General features: G+C 76.2%; 11 protein-coding genes. 6 read left to right on the forward strand and 5 right to left on the reverse strand.

What is annotated here, in order from left to right; translation table 11 throughout:
* Window positions 1–40 precede the first annotated feature (40 nt).
* A complete protein-coding gene (locus tag ABTY56_RS21090; RefSeq protein WP_350630474.1) occupies window positions 41–2,047 on the forward strand; it encodes an NHL repeat-containing protein in 2,007 nt (668 codons plus the stop codon).
* 141 nt (window positions 2,048–2,188) lie between these two features.
* Complete coding sequence (locus tag ABTY56_RS21095; protein WP_350630475.1) at window positions 2,189–4,423, forward strand: MMPL family transporter; 2,235 nt, start codon at window positions 2,189–2,191, stop codon at window positions 4,421–4,423.
* Between the two features lie 49 nt (window positions 4,424–4,472).
* Here the strand turns inward: ABTY56_RS21095 and ABTY56_RS21100 are convergent, their stop codons facing one another.
* Window positions 4,473–5,369: a class I SAM-dependent methyltransferase gene (locus ABTY56_RS21100; protein ID WP_350630476.1), complete on the reverse strand. Its 897-nt coding sequence runs from the start codon at window positions 5,367–5,369 to the stop codon at window positions 4,473–4,475.
* 97 nt (window positions 5,370–5,466) lie between these two features.
* On the opposite strand from ABTY56_RS21100, the gene ABTY56_RS21105 reads away from it, so the two are divergent.
* On the forward strand, window positions 5,467–6,075 hold the full coding sequence (locus tag ABTY56_RS21105) for a TetR/AcrR family transcriptional regulator (protein WP_350630477.1): 609 nt from the start codon (window positions 5,467–5,469) through the stop codon (window positions 6,073–6,075).
* A gap of 11 nt (window positions 6,076–6,086) precedes the next feature.
* Here ABTY56_RS21105 and ABTY56_RS21110 read toward each other — a convergent pair whose 3' ends face one another.
* Window positions 6,087–7,424 carry a M14 family zinc carboxypeptidase gene (locus ABTY56_RS21110; protein WP_350630478.1) on the reverse strand — a complete coding sequence of 446 codons (1,338 nt, stop codon included), beginning with the start codon at window positions 7,422–7,424 and terminating at the stop codon, window positions 6,087–6,089.
* A 132-nt stretch (window positions 7,425–7,556) separates the two neighbouring features.
* Here ABTY56_RS21110 and ABTY56_RS21115 point away from each other — a divergent pair, with 132 nt between their 5' ends.
* A complete protein-coding gene (locus ABTY56_RS21115) occupies window positions 7,557–8,195 on the forward strand; it encodes a hypothetical protein (protein WP_350630479.1) in 639 nt (212 codons plus the stop codon).
* Window positions 8,196–8,296: 101 nt separating this feature from the next.
* Here ABTY56_RS21115 and ABTY56_RS21120 read toward each other — a convergent pair whose 3' ends face one another.
* Both ABTY56_RS21120 and ABTY56_RS21125 read right to left on the reverse strand, forming a co-directional pair.
* Complete coding sequence (locus tag ABTY56_RS21120; RefSeq protein ID WP_350630480.1) at window positions 8,297–9,079, reverse strand: hypothetical protein; 783 nt, start codon at window positions 9,077–9,079, stop codon at window positions 8,297–8,299.
* A gap of 80 nt (window positions 9,080–9,159) precedes the next feature.
* Entirely contained in the window at window positions 9,160–11,364 is a 2,205-nt protein-coding gene (locus tag ABTY56_RS21125) for an MMPL family transporter (RefSeq protein WP_350630481.1), read from the reverse strand.
* A gap of 131 nt (window positions 11,365–11,495) precedes the next feature.
* Here ABTY56_RS21125 and ABTY56_RS21130 point away from each other — a divergent pair, with 131 nt between their 5' ends.
* Both ABTY56_RS21130 and ABTY56_RS21135 read left to right on the forward strand, forming a co-directional pair.
* A complete protein-coding gene (locus tag ABTY56_RS21130; RefSeq protein ID WP_350630482.1) occupies window positions 11,496–12,179 on the forward strand; it encodes a TetR/AcrR family transcriptional regulator in 684 nt (227 codons plus the stop codon).
* Between the two features lie 99 nt (window positions 12,180–12,278).
* Window positions 12,279–13,061: a hypothetical protein gene (locus ABTY56_RS21135; protein ID WP_350630483.1), complete on the forward strand. Its 783-nt coding sequence runs from the start codon at window positions 12,279–12,281 to the stop codon at window positions 13,059–13,061.
* A 31-nt stretch (window positions 13,062–13,092) separates the two neighbouring features.
* Here the strand turns inward: ABTY56_RS21135 and ABTY56_RS21140 are convergent, their stop codons facing one another.
* A complete protein-coding gene (locus ABTY56_RS21140; protein WP_350630484.1) occupies window positions 13,093–14,259 on the reverse strand; it encodes a mechanosensitive ion channel family protein in 1,167 nt (388 codons plus the stop codon).
* Window positions 14,260–14,375 lie beyond the last annotated feature (116 nt).

Below are 14,375 nucleotides of genomic sequence, written 5' to 3' on the forward strand. Positions count from 1 at the left end.
GGGCGGGGCCGCCGTGCCCCTGCGACCGAACGGAGCCCCCATGCGCCGACGCCACGGCGTCCTGCTGACCGCCGCCCTCCTGGCCCAACTCGCCGCCGGCCCCTCCCACGCGGCGGCCCCCGCCCCCGCCGGGTGGGAGGGCACCGACCAGTGCGGAGTGGTCCGCAGCGGCGACACCCCGCTCGGCGGCGCCGAGGTGACGCTCTACCAGGCCGGGGACGGCGCGGGCGCCGCGCCACGGGTGCTGGCCCGCACCCGCAGCGCCCAGGACGGGCGCTTCACCCTCGACTACCGCCGCCCGCACGACCCGCGCGCCGTGCTCTACGTGCTCGCCGACGCCGGCCGCCCCGGGGAACGCACCACGCCGCACGGGACGCCGCCGGACGGGCCCGTGACCCTCGCCGCCGTGCTCAGCGGGGCCGACGCCCCGCCCGAACTCGTCGTCAACGAGCGCACCACCGTCGCCGTCGCCTACGCCCTGGCCCGCTTCACCGGCCCGGCCGGCGTCTCCGGCCCCCACCCCGGGCTGCAGAACGCCGCCGCCGTCGCCCACAACCTGGCCGACACCGGCACCGGAGACATCGCCGCCCCGCTCGCCACCGCGCCCAACGGCGCCCTCACCTCGACCATGGCCGAGTTCAACACCCTGGCCGACCTGCTCGCCGCCTGCGTCACCGGCGACGCCTGCGACCAGCTGTTCGACCTCGCCCGCCGCCCCGGCCACGACCGGCCGCACGACACCCTGCGCGCCGCCGTCGACATCGCCCACGACCCCGGCCACAACGCCGCCGAGCTCTTCGCCCTCGCCGCCACCACCCCCACCTACCGGCCCGCCCTGCCCGCCGCCCCCGACGCCTGGACCGTCGCCCTGCGCTACGACGGCAACGGCCACGAACTCGACGGCCCCGGCAACATCGCCTTCGACGCCGACGGCAACGCCTGGGTCACCAACAACTACGAGTACGGCGCCGACCCCACCGTCCCGGTCTGCGGCGGCCGCACCGTCCTCAAGTTCACCCCCACCGGCCACGACGCCCCCGGCGCGCCCTACCGCGGCGGCGGCCTGTACGGCGCGGGCTTCGGCATCACCGTCGACACCGAGGGCAGCGCCTGGGTCGGCAACTTCGGCTTCCAGGGCCGCGGTTGCCCCGTCGACCCGACCGAAGTCGAACGCAGCCTCTCGCAGTTCGCCCCCGACGGCACCCCGCTCTCCCCGCCCCGCGGCTGGCGCACCGGCGGCATCGCCCAGCCCCAGGGCATGGCCGCCGACCGCGCCGGCACCGTCTGGGTCGCCAACTGCGGCGGCGACAGCGTGACCCGGATCCCGGACGGCGACGCCACCCGCGCCCGGGAGGTGCCCACCCCCGCGCTGAGCAAGCCCTTCGGCGCCGCCGTCGACCCCGCCGGACGGCTGTGGGTCAGCGGCAACGGCAACGACAGCGTCCAGGTCCTGACCCCCGACGGCACCTCGGAGCGGACCGTCACCGGCGGCGGCCTGCGCCGCCCGCTCGCCGTCGCCACCGACAGCAAGGGCTACGCCTGGGTCAGCAACAGCGGCATCCTGCCCGTGCCCTGCGCGGACACCACCGCGGACGACCTCGCCACCGCCGCGACCGGCGCCGACACCGGAACGCGCCCGGGCGCCTCCGTCACCCTGATCGGGCCCGACGGGACCCCGGCCCCCGAACCCTTCACCAACGGCGGCCTGTTCCTGCCCTGGGGCGTCGCCGTCGACGGGGACGACACCGTCTGGGTCGCCAACTTCGGCGGCCACCGCGTCGCGCGGCTGTGCGGCACGAACCTCACCGCCTGCCCGCCCGGCCACCGCACCGGCCAGCCGATCTCCCCGCCCGACACCGGCTACCCGAGCGACGGCCTGGAGCGCAACACCGGCCTGCAGATCGACCCCTCGGGCAACGTCTGGCTGGCCAACAACTGGCGCACCGTCCCCGTCCAAACCAACCCCGGCGGCCACGAACTCGTCGTCCTGATCGGCGCCGCCGCCCCCGTCCCCACCCCCCTGCTCGGCGGACCCGCCCGGCCCTGACCGCCCGCCTCCCCCGACGGCCCCACGCCCGGAGCCGGGGCCGTCGGGGCGACTACCCACCGGTACCGGTGACCCGGACGGCCCACCGGGAACACTGCGCCGATCCGGCGCACCAGCGCGCAGCAGACCCGGGAGCCGTCCATGCCGCCGTCCGCCCGCCAAGCCACCCAGGCCGCCGCGAGCCCGACCAAGCGCGCGGCGCTGCGCCGCCTGGGCGAGTGGTGCGCACGCCACTCACTGATCGTCATCGTGCTGTGGATCGTCGCCCTGGCCGGCGTCCAGGCCGCCAACAAGACGATCGGCGGCAGCTACTCGGACGACTTCTCACTGCCCGGCACCCAGGCCCAGCAGGGCCGCGACGTCCTCCAGGCGCACGAGCCGGCCGCCGCGGGCACCAGCTCCCAGGTGGTGCTGCACGACGCCGCACCGCTGACCGGCTTCCAGCCGCAGATCGCCCAGGCCGTCTCCTCGCTCCAGCAGCTGCCGCACGTCATCTCGGCGCAGAGCCCGCTGCCGCCCCCGGGCCAGCCGGCGCCGCCGAACGGGCCGCTGTCCGCCGACGGGACGACCGGCTACATCACCGTCCGCTTCGACACCACGCCCACCCTGCTGGGCACCGACTACCTGACCGGGGTGGACGCGGCGGTGGCGCCGCTGCGCCAGGCCGGGGTGCAGGTGGAGTACGGCGGGCCGCTGGGCGAGCTGGCCCGCCCGGCGCCGGACGACCGCGCCAGCGAGGCGATCGGCTTCGCGGTGGCGATCGTGGTGTTGCTGGTGGGGTTCGGCAGCCTCATCGCGGCCGGGCTGCCGCTGGTCACGGCGCTGTTCGCGGCGGTGGTCGGCCTCGGGGTGCTGGGCCTGATCGCGGCGCTGTCCACCTTCGCGACCGTCGCGCCGACCCTGGCGACGATGATCGGCATCGGGGTGGGCATCGACTACGCGCTGTTCCTGCTGACCCGTCACCGGCAGAACCTGATGGACGGCGCGGACCCGGTGGCCTCCGCCGGGCAGGCGGTGGCCACCAGCGGACGCGCCGTGCTGGTCTCCGGCTGCACGGTGATCATCGCGCTGTCCGGGCTGTCGGTGTCGGGCATCTCCTTCATCGCCAAGCTGGGCGCCGCGGCGGCCGTCACCGTGGTGTCGGCGGTGCTCGGCGCGCTCACCCTGCTGCCGGCGCTGATGGGGCTGATCGGGCCCCGGATGGACCGCGTCTGCGTGCGCCGCCCGATCGCCGAGGCGGGCGGCGTGGAGGGTGCGGAGGGCGGCGGGAGCTGGCACCGCTACGCCCGGCGGGTCGAGGCGCACCCCTGGCGCTACCTGACGGCGGGGGTGGTGGTGCTGGCGGTGCTGTCGATCCCGCTGTTCTCCATCCAGCTCGGCCACATCGACGACGGCGCCGACTCCACCGACTTCACCGACCGGCGCGCCTACGACCTGATGTCCGCCGCCTTCGGCCCCGGGTCGAACGGCCCGCTGACCGTGGTCGTCGACCAGAGCGCCGTGCCCGCCGAGAGCCGGCCGGCCGTGCTGTCCTCGGTGCAGCAGGCCCTCACCGGCGTGCCCGGCGCCGCCAGCAGCACCCCGCTGCAGACCAGCCCGGACGGCGCGGTGCTGTTCGACACCGTCATCCCGGCGACCGCGCCGCAGGACCGGGCCACCACCGACCTGGTCAACCGGCTGTCGGACACCGTGCTGCCCGACGCGGTGGCCGGCACCGGCGCGAAGACCTACGTCACCGGCAACACCGCGGCCCAGGTCGACTTCCTGGACATCGTCGCGAGCCGGCTGGCGCTGATCATCGCGGTCGTGGTCGCCCTGGCCTTCCTGGTCATCCTGGTGGTCTTCCGCGGCCCGCTGGTCGCCCTCAAGGCCGCGGTGCTCAACCTGCTGTCGATCGCGGCCTCGTACGGGGTGGTGGTGGCGGTCTTCCAGTGGGGCTGGGGCGGGCCGGCCCTCGGGGTGGCGGGGAAGGTCCCGATCGAGAGCTACGTGCCGATGATGATGTTCGCGATCGTCTTCGGGCTGAGCATGGACTACGAGATCTTCCTGCTCTCCCGGGTGCACGAGGCCTGGCTGCGCACCGGGCGCGCCCAGGACTCCGTCGCCCACGCCCTGGAGATCACCGCCCGGGTGATCACCTGCGCCGCGTTGATCATGGTCAGCGTCTTCGCCGCGTTCATCGTCAGCGACAACATCGTGATCAAGATGATGGGGCTGGGCCTGGCGGTGAGCGTGCTGGTGGACGCGACGGTCGTGCGGCTGCTGCTCGTCCCGGCGGTGATGACCCTGCTGGGCGCGGCGGCCTGGTGGACGCCGCGCTGGCTGGACCGGATCCTGCCGCACATCGACACCGAGGGCGAGGGCGAGCAGGCGTAGCCGTACGGGCCCGGGCGCCCGGGCCCGGGCCGGCAGGCGAGGACGGACCCTAGGGGCGGGTGGCGGTGACGAGCCAGGCGCAGGTGCGCAGCCGCAGGCCGTCGGGCCGTTCGTGTGGGGCGAGGGCGGCGGTGAGGGCGGCGCGGACGCGGTCGGTGCCGCTGGGGGCGCCCGGTGCGGTGGCGCCCGCCTCGGCCCGGTCGAGCTGTTCGGCCAGGTCGCGCATCGGGCCGGCGCCGAGGAGGTGGTCGGCGGCGTCGGCGGCGTCGCGGCCGAAGTGTGCGTGGGCTTCGACGGGTTCGGTGCGGATGTCGGTGAGGGCGGCGGCGTCGAGGACGCGGTGGATCACGGCGGGGTCGGCGAGGGAGAACATGCCGGGGCCGTCGTGCGGGGCGGCGGGCGGCGGCGGGAGCGGGAGTGCGGCGCGGGCCTCGTCGAGGACCCCGACCCATTCGGTGCGGGCGGGGTCGGCGACGCAGACGAAGGCGAGGCGGCCGCCGGGGCGCAGGGCGCGGGCGATGTTGGCGAAGGCGGCGGTGGGGTCGTCGAAGAACATGATCCCGAAGCGGCTGATCGCGACGTCGAAGGCGGCGGCGGGCAGCGGGTGGATCTGGGCGTCGCCCTGTTCGAAGGCGATCCGGCCGGTGGCGGTGCGTTCCGGGTCGTGGTCGGCGGCCAGGGCGCGGGCGCGGGCCAGCATCGGGGCCGAGAGGTCGAGGCCGAGGACCGAGCCGTGGGCGGCGGCCTCGGCGGCGAGGCGGGTGGTCTGGCCGGTGCCGCAGCCGATGTCGAGGACGCGGTCGGCGGGGGTGATCGCGGCGGCGGCGAGCAGCGGCCGGTTGAAGCCTTCGTTGACCGCGTTCCAGCGGTCGTGGCGGTCGCTCCAGTACTGGCCTTCGTCGCCGTTCCAGGCTTGGGACTGTGCGGTGTTGACGGGTGTGCGCATGGGGTTCGCTCCTGTCGGACCACTAGTATGGGCGAGTGCCCATAGCAAGGTATGGGCAGTCGCTCATACTGTGCAAGCCCTGTTCCGGAGGACCTGGATGTCACCACGCGGCGTAGCGATCCCCGACGTGCGGGAGCGGCTGTTCTCGGCGGCCGAGCGGGTGCTCGCCCGAGAGGGGCCGGCCGGGCTGACCAACCGGGCCGTCACCGAGGAGGCGGACTGCGCGAAGGGCCTGCTGTACAACCACTTCGCCGACCTGGACGACTTCGTGGCCCAGCTCGTCCTGGACCGCTTCGAGCGGGTCGCCGCCGAGGTCGCCCCGCTGCCCGGGCGGGCGGGCAGCGGGGAGGTGCGGGAGAACACGGTCGGCGCGGCGCTCGTCCTGCTCGGCGCGAACGGGCCGGCGGTCGCGGCGGTGTCGGTGTCCCGGCAGGGCGTCGCGCAGCGGGTGCGGACGGCCTGGGAGGCGGGCGCGCCCGGGCCGGGCGCGGTGGAGGACGCGATCGCCCGCTACCTGGAGGCCGAGCAGCGCCTGGGGCGGGTTGCGGCGGACGCGGACTGCGCGATGCTCGCGCTCGCCCTCACCGGCACGGTCCACCACCTGCTGCTGCACGGGGACGGGTCGGCGGACGGCCCGGCGCTGATCCGCCGTCTGGTCGCCGCGCTGGTCCCCGCACCGGTCCCCGCCCCGGCCTCCGGCTGCTGAGTCCGGGGCGGTCAGGCCGGGTGGCGCAGCTCCACGGCGGCCTGGACGATGTTGGCCTGGTGCTCGGCCTGGCGGGCGACCGGCAGCCAGGCCGGGCGGAAGCGCCGCTGGTAGCGGGCGCACCAGTCCTGCAGGAGGGCGTCGAGGCGGGCGGTGTCGGCGGCGGTGCGGGCTGCGGCGGGCTCGACGGCGCGTCGCAGCAGGGCGGCGGCGCGTACCGGGATGCGGTGCGCCCACAGGTCGATGCCGGCGAGTTTCGCCCGGGTCATGAGCCCGGGGCGCAGCAGGCGCCGGCCCAGGGCGCCGGGGTCCCATTCGTCGGCCAGCTGCCGGGAGGCGGCCAGTGGGGTGCGGGCGGCCCGGAGCAGGGCGGTGTCCTGGTCGGGCAGGTGGGGCAGGGCGGCGTGGAGCAGGTCGGCGAGCAGGGCGGTGCGGGTGCGCAGCCGGTCGGCGCTGGCGGTCAGGCGTTCGGGGGCGTCGTCGGCGGGGCGGGTGTCGCCGAGGCGGTCGCTGGTCCAGGCGGGCACTTCGACGATGACGGTCTGGCCGCCGTGGCGCTGCGGGGCGAACCAGGTGGAGGCCCGGACGCCGCCGGTGTCGTCGGGCCGGTGGGCGGGGTGGGGGGTGAGCATGCCGGTGCTGCTCTCCTGGCGGTCGATGTGGTGGGGTTCCATCAGGAAGACGCCGGGGCCGGATTCGCGCAGCCAGAAGGTGTCGTAGGTGCCGGTCTCGACCGGGATGCCGAGGGCGGCGGCGGAGGTGGTGAAGGGGGCGGCGAGGCGGGCCGGGTCGCAGGTGGCCTGGAGGAAGGTGCCGCCGACGTCCATGCTGTGCAGGGTGAACTGGAGGGTGGGGCGCAGTTCGTCGATCAGGTCGAGCAGGGTGCGGCTCTCCGGGAGCCGCGCGCCGATCGCCGGGGCCCATTCGGGCTGTTCCTCGGCGGCGGGGCGGTAGTAGCCGGCGAAGTACTCGGGCAGGGTGCGGGCGGTGAGGGCGCCGCGGGCGAGGTGGGCGCCGTCGGGGTCGAGGCAGAGCAGGAAGTTCCAGGTCGCGGCGGTGCGCAGGGCGGGGCGGGCGAGGACGCGGTGGGCGAGTTCGACGATGCTCGCGCGGCCGGCGAACTCGTCGGCGTGGGCGCCCGCCACGACGAGGACGTTGCGTTCGGCGCGGCCGACGGACAGCAGGGTGAGCGGGCGGCCGGCGCGGGAGGTGCCGACGGTGCGCAGCCGGCACAGGTCGGGTCGACGGTCGGTCAGCTGTCGTGCGGTGTCGGTGAGTTCGGCGAGTGTGGGGCAGCGGTCGTGGATCAGTACGGCCCTGCCCGCGCCGGTCGTCGTGTCGGTCAGCATCCGGTTCCCCCTGTGGTCGTCTCCCCCGGGCTCGGAGGGTACGACGGACGGGGGCGGAACGGGAGGTGCCCATTCGCCCCTGAAACTGACGTATTATCCGATGATCTTGAAAGCTAGGGACGGGGGTTCGGCATGGCCGCGCACATCGGCGCCACCGCACGGGGGTTGGGCATCGGCATCGCGTCGATCGTGCTGGGGGGTGCGCTGACCGCCTGCGGGTCCAGCCCGCTCTCGGACCAGATGGCCCCCGGTGCGCAGAAGTGGGTGGACTTCGAGACCGTGCTCTCCGACAAGGACGCGCTGAAGCACACCGTGCCCGACCGGGCGGCGATGCCCGGGTGGGAGATCCAGAAGAGCGACGTCGACGTGAAGGACGACGGCGACGAGGACTGCCGGGGCTGCAAGGTCGAGGCCGGCTCCGAGTTCGAGGACGGCAAGGTCACCGCCACCTTCGACGTCACCACCTTCGCGACCAAGGAGCAGGCCGGCGCCTACCTGGCGAAGACGGCGGCGGAGTTCGAGAAGAAGGCCCAGTCGCCGGCCAAGCTGGCGATGCCGACCATCGGGAACGAGACCGTGGCTTACGGCGCCACGTTCCGCAAGGGTCCGCGCAACGTCGTGCTGATGCGGGCGGGCACCACCGTCGCGGGCGTCATGCTCCAGGAGTCCTCGGACGTCAAGCAGTTGGAGAACCTGGCGACGATGCTGGCCCGGCGGGTCGAGCAGACGGCCGCCGGGCAGACCCCCTCGGCCGCCCTGGACGCCGGCTGAGCAGCCGGCCCCGCCGGGGCGTCGAGCACCGGCGGGGCGTCGAGCCGGACGGCGGCCCCCGGTGGCGCCGTCCGGTGGCGCCGTCCGGTGTCGGCGGGCCGTCAGCGGCGGCGCCCGGCGTAGGCGGCCGCGCCTCCGGCGGCGAGCAGCACGGCGGCGGCGACCGCGGCGGCGGTCAGCAGGCCGTCGTCCGCGCCGGTGGCGGCCAGCTCCGGGGCGGGCGTCGCGGAGCCGGCCCGGGGCGACGCGGTCGGCCGGGTGGGGGACGGTGCCGGCGCGGGGCCGGTCGGTGACGCCGTCGCGGCGGACGGCACCGGGGCGGGGGTCGTCGGGGTGGCGGGGCCGGCCGTGGGCTCGGGCGTGCAGGCCGTGCCGCCGTTCCAGGTGGCGACGGCCAGGCCGGAGAACGGCTCGTCCGGGTAGTGCGGCAGCGGGTGGTCGCTGTTGCTGCCGTCGTACTTCCCGCCGACCGTGTAGAGGGCCAACTCGCCGTAGCAGTGCGGCAGGTGGCCGGTGACGTCGAGGGTGTCACGGTAGTGCTCGCGGGTGAGCGTGATGGTCGCCCAGCCGAGGAAGACCGACCGGCCCGAGGTGGCCCAGGTCGGCCCCTGGGTTTCGTAGGAGCCCAGGGAGACGTGGTAGTCGCAGCCGGCGGCCGGTACGCCGGCCAGTCGGACCTGCACGGTGGCGGACTCGGCGGGCATGGTCGCGCTGTTCGTCCAGTGGACGCCGCCGTCGACGGAGTACTGGACCGGCGCCCGCCCGCAGTCGGGGGCCGCGTGGGCGGCGGGCGCCGCGACGGCGACGGCTCCGGCGGCCAGGGCGAGGGCGGCGGTCGTCGAAAGGGCGGTGTGCGCGGACGGGCGGCGCGGGTGGGGGTGCATCGGGAACTGCTCCTGGCGGGTGGATCGGGTACGGGTACGGACGCGGTTTCGGCCGGGGTGCGGTCGGGTGCCCGCGGGGTTCACCGGGCGCCGGCCGCGGCCGGCGGGGCGGCGGCCTGCGGCGCGGCGGGGTGCTCCCGGTGGCCGTCGCCCTCGATGTCGACGTGCGGCAGCAGGCGGTCGAGCCGTCGGGGCAGCCACCAGTTCCCGTCGCCGAGCAGGACCATGGTGGAAGGGACGAGCAGGCCGCGCACGACGGTGGCGTCCAGGGCGACGGCGGTCGCCAGGCCGATGCCGAACATCTTGACGACCGGGTCCTCGGAGAGCAGGTAGCCGAGGAAGACCGCGACCATGATCAGGGCGGCCGAGCTGATGATCCGTCCGGTGGCGGTGAGGCCGGCCACCACGGCGCGGCGGTTGTCCCGCTCCCGCAGGTAGCCCTCCCGCACGGCGCTGAGCAGGAAGACCTCGTAGTCCATCGACAGGCCGAAGAGCACGGCGAACATCAGCAGGGGCACGTAGCCGGGGACGGGCACGGCGCCGTCCAGGCCGATCAGCCGGGCACCGTGGCCGTGCTGGAAGACCGCGGTGAGCACGCCGTAGGCGGCGGCGACGGAGACCAGGTTCATCACGGCGGCCTTCACCGCGACGACCGGCGCGCGGAAGGCCAGGAGCAGGAGCAGGCCCGCGACGGTCAGGACGAAGCCGACGACCAGCGGCATGCGCTGGGCGATCCGCGCGTTGAGGTCCGCCTGGGCGGCGGGTGCGCCGCCGACGTGCGCCGCCTGGCCGCTGCCGGCGGTGGCGGCGGGCAGCACGTCCGCGCGCAGCCGGTGGACGAGCGCGGTGGTGGCGGGGTCGGAGGGGGCGGTGGTCGGGGTGAGCTGCCAGCGGACGGTGTGTCCGTCGGCGGCGAGCGCCGGCGGGCTGACGGCGGCGACGCCCCCGGCCGTGCGCAGCGCGGCGGTCACGGCCGCCGCGCGCGGGTCGGCGGTTCCTGCGGCGGCCGGGGTGGGCAGCACGTCGACGACCTGGAGCGTGCCGTTGGCGCCCGGGCCGAAGGCCGCGGCCATCCGGTCGTAGGCGGTGCGGCTCATGCTTCCGGCGGCCTTGCTGCCCGCGTCGAGCTGTCCGAGGTGGAGGCCGGCGGCCGGGGCGGCGAGGGCGCCGAGCAGGGCCAGGCCGGCCAGCAGCAGGGGCCAGGGCCTGGCCGCGACCAGGGCCGCGATCCTCCCCCAGCCGCGCGGGCGCCCGCCGGGGGCGGGGGCGGCGGGCCGGGGGGTCAGGCGGCCTCCCAGCAGGACGAGGGTCGCGGGCAGGAGGGTGAGGTTCACGCCCAGCGCCGTCAGCACGGCGATCGCGGGGGCGAGCGCCAGGGCGTACAGCAGCGGCAGTCCGCCCAGGGCCAGTCCGGCGAGCGCGGCGACGACGGCGCTGCCGGCGAAGGCGACGGACTTGCCGGAGCCGGCGGTGGTGCGCACCGCGGCGTCCTCGACGCCGATCCCGGCGGCGCGCAGGTCCCGGAAGCGGGTGAGGCCGAAGAGGGTGTAGTCGATGCCGACGCCCAGGCCGATCATGGCGGCGATGGTCTCGCCGGCCTCGGGCACGTCCATCAGGTGGCCTGCCAGGCCGAGGACGGGCAGGGCGATGGCGAGGCCGACCACGCCGGCGAGCAGTGGCAGGGCGGCGGCGACGAGGCTGCCGAGGGTGAGGGCGAGGATCACCAGGGCGGTGCCGAGGCCGATGGCCTCGCTGCGCCCGGTGCTCCCCTTGTCGACCGCGGCGGCCAGGTAGCCGCCCGGGGTGACCTCGATGCCGGCGGCGGTGGCCGGGGCGGCCGCGGCGAGCACGGCGTCGGTCGTCGCGGGCGTCACGTCCCGTCCGGAGACGTCGAGTTCGACCGAGAGGTAGGCGGTGTGGCCGTCGGCGCTGACGGCGCCCGCGCCGGCCGGGTCGTAGGGCGTGGTGACGGCGACCACGCGCGGCACCGACGCGATGGCCGCGGCCGCGCTGCGGACCGCGGCGGCGGTGGCGGGGGCGGTGAGCGGGGCGGCGCCGTCGGGGGTGTGCAGCAGGACGGGCTGCTTGCCGGAGGCCGGGGCGGGGAACGCGCGGTCGGCGATGTCCTTCGCGGCCTGGCTGTCGCTGCCGGGGATGGAGACGGCCTCGCTGGTGACGCGCCCGAACGTGGCGAGGGCGGCGAGCGCGGCGGCCGCCAGCATCAGCCAGGCCGCGAGGACGCGCTTGGGCCTGCGGGCGCACCAGCGCCCCACAGTGGTGAACATCGGCGGCGGACGGCCCTTCTCGTGCGGCGGGCAGCGCGCAAGGGCCCCCGCCAAACTTATTGCACTCACCGTGCAACGCGTACACTTGCACTCGCGGTGCAAGAATGTCAACGAGAGGTCGAGGGACCCACGTGAAACGGACCGAGGCCGCCGCGCCCGTCCCCGACGGGCGCACGGAACGCGGGCGGCAGACCCGCGAGAAGATCGCCGACGCGGTGCTGTCGCTGCTCGACGAGAACCAGGCGCACTTCCCCGCCGACAAGGTGGCCGAGCGGGCGGGCGTCTCGCGCCGGCTGGTCTTCCACCACTTCGCGGACATGGCCGAGCTGGCCGAAGTGGCCGTCAACCGGCGCCTGGAGCAACTCGCCACCCAGATCAGGCCGTTGCCCACCGAAGGGCCGCGCGAGGTGCGCGTGGCGGCGCTCACCGAACAGCGCGCGCGCATCCTGGAGGGCGTCACCCCGGCCAGACTCGCCATCATGCGCCTGGAGAACCCCTCCCCGCGGGTCCGGGAGGCCGTGCGGCAGATGCTGGACTTCGCGCGCCTGCGGCTCGCCCAGGTCTTCGCCGCGGAACTCGACCCGCTGCCCGAGCCCGCCCGCACGGACCTGCTCAACGGCCTGGACGCGGTGACCACGTGGAGCGCCTGGCACCACTGGCGCGACGGCGGCCTGGACGTCGGACAGGCACGGCACACCATGGCCGCCACCGTGCACGCCCTCCTCGCCGGCGCCGGCGGTCGGACGGGCGCGGGCGCCGGCGAGGAGGGCGAAGAAGCGAGCGAGGGCGCCGGCGGTCGGGCCACGGGCGGCTGAACCGCGCCCCGCGCCGGAGAGCGGCACCCGGGCCCGCGTCGGCGATTCGCCCCGGTCCGTCCCGGTTCGCCCCCTCCGGGAGCGGGCACAAGCAGACACATGGGCACACGACAGGACGGCGGACCGGGCCCGGTGGTCGGCGCGGCCGAGGCACGGCGGCTGACCGGCGAGCTGAGGGCGGCGGTGGCGGACGCGCGCACCGCCGCCCTGGTGCTGACCGACCGGGTGCGCGCCGCGCACGACGGCCGGGTCTGGACGGCGCTCGGCTTCCCCTCGTGGGGCGCCTACGCGATGGCGGAACTCGGCCTGTCCCGGCCGACGGCCTACCGGCTGCTGGACCTCGCGGCGGTGGCCGAGACGATCGAGGCGACCGTGGAGCGCGAGGCCGGGCCCTCGCTCTCGCACACCTGGGACTCCTGGCCGGTGCTGTCCGTCCAGGCGGTCGTCGACCTGCGCGGCCGGCTGGCCGAGCTCGCCGACCTGATCGCCGAGCGGCTGGCCCTGGTGCGCACCGAGGCCGGCGGCGCACCGGCGCAGCCCGCCCTGGTCGGCGCCGCCGTCGCCGACGCGGTCACCGAACTGCGCGAGCGCCCGGACGTCCCGCCCGTCGACCTGCAGGCCGTCCAGCGGCCCGACGGCCACGACGTCGAGGCCTGGCGCGCCGTCGTCGCCCGCGGCCTGGGCGCGCAGCAGCGGCTGCTGGGCGGCTTCCGGGAGCTGGGCCTGCTCGCCCTGCGGGTCGCGCCGGGCTACGTCCCGGACCGCGACGCCGAGGGCGTCCTGCACCTGCTCGGCAAGGAGATCGGCAGCACCTGCGAGGAGCTGCTGGCCTGCCGCCGCTACGCGCTGACCGGCGACGCCCGCGCGGTCGAGGGCCGCTGAGCCGCCGGGCCGCCGGGGGCACCGCCGGCGGTCACGGCCGGGCCGGGCCCCGGAACGGCCGGGGCACCTCGGGGCGGGGCAGATCATCGCGGCGGGACGCAGCGGGCCTGGGCGCATCGGGCCTGGGCGCATCGGCCACGGCCCCGGGGTCGGGAACCTCCGGACGCCGCCCGGGCGCCTGTGCCACCGGCAGGCGGGGCAGGGCGTACGGGTGGTGGTCGCGCAGGAAGCCGACGAGGTGCTCGCGCAGCTCGCAGCGCAGTTCGAAGGCGTCGGCGCCGTCCGCGGCAGTGGCCAGCACCCTGACCACGATGGTGGTCGGGGTGGTGTCGACCACCTGCAGGGCGCTGCCCTCGCCGTCCCACAGCTCGCTCTTCGCCAGAAACGCGTCGAACTCCTCCCGCAGCAGGGGGATCGGGGCGTGGTGGTCGAGGTAGAGCAGCGCGGTGCCGGTGATCCGGCTGGAGCGGCGCGACCAGTTCTCGAAGGGGCGGCCCACGAAGTGGGACATCGGCATCACCAGCCGCCGCTGGTCCCAGGTTTCGATCACCACGGCCGTCAGGGTGATCTCCTCCACCGTCCCCCACTCGCCTCCCACCACGACGGTGTCGCCGATCCTGGCGAGGTCGCCGAAGGCCATCTGGATGCCGGCGAAGACGTTGCCCAGCGTGCTCTGGGCCGCCACCCCGGCGACCACGCCGACCAGGCCGGCCGAGGCGAGCAGGCTCGTGCCGATGCCGCGCACCGCCGGGAAGGTCATCAGGACCGCGCCCAGCGTCACCAGGGCGACGATCGCCTGGCCGATCCGGCCGAGCAGATCGGCCTGGGTGCGGGCGCGGCCGGCCCACGCCGGGTCGCGGCGGTGCACGGCGAGCCGCAGGGTGCTGTCCACCAGCAGGGCCACCAGCCGGGCGCACAGCCACCCCCCGGCGGCGACGGCGAGGATCACCGCCAGGTGGCGCAGCCCCTCGCGGGCGGCGGGCGGCGCGGCGATCCACGGGAGGGCGCCGAGCAGGAGCAGGCACGCCGTCAGCGCCAGGATCGGCATCCGGCACCTGCGCACCAGCCGCGGCACGCCGGTGCCGCCCCCGCGGGCGGCCGGCCGCCGGAGCGCGAACTGCGCGACCCGGTCCAGGCCGTACGCGAAGAGGAGCGCCGCGGCGCTCGCGAGTGCCAGGCGTACCAGGCTCCACCACATCGTCCGTCCTTCCCTCCTGCCCGGGCTCTCCCGCCGGGCCGCGTGTCCCAGGCACCCGGCCGGGCTGCGCCGCCCGGCGCCGGTGTCGCCTGCTCGTCTGTCCCGGCGGGACGCGG

It is taken from the genome of Kitasatospora sp. NPDC097691, assembly GCF_040302665.1.
GTDB lineage: Bacteria > Actinomycetota > Actinomycetes > Streptomycetales > Streptomycetaceae > Kitasatospora.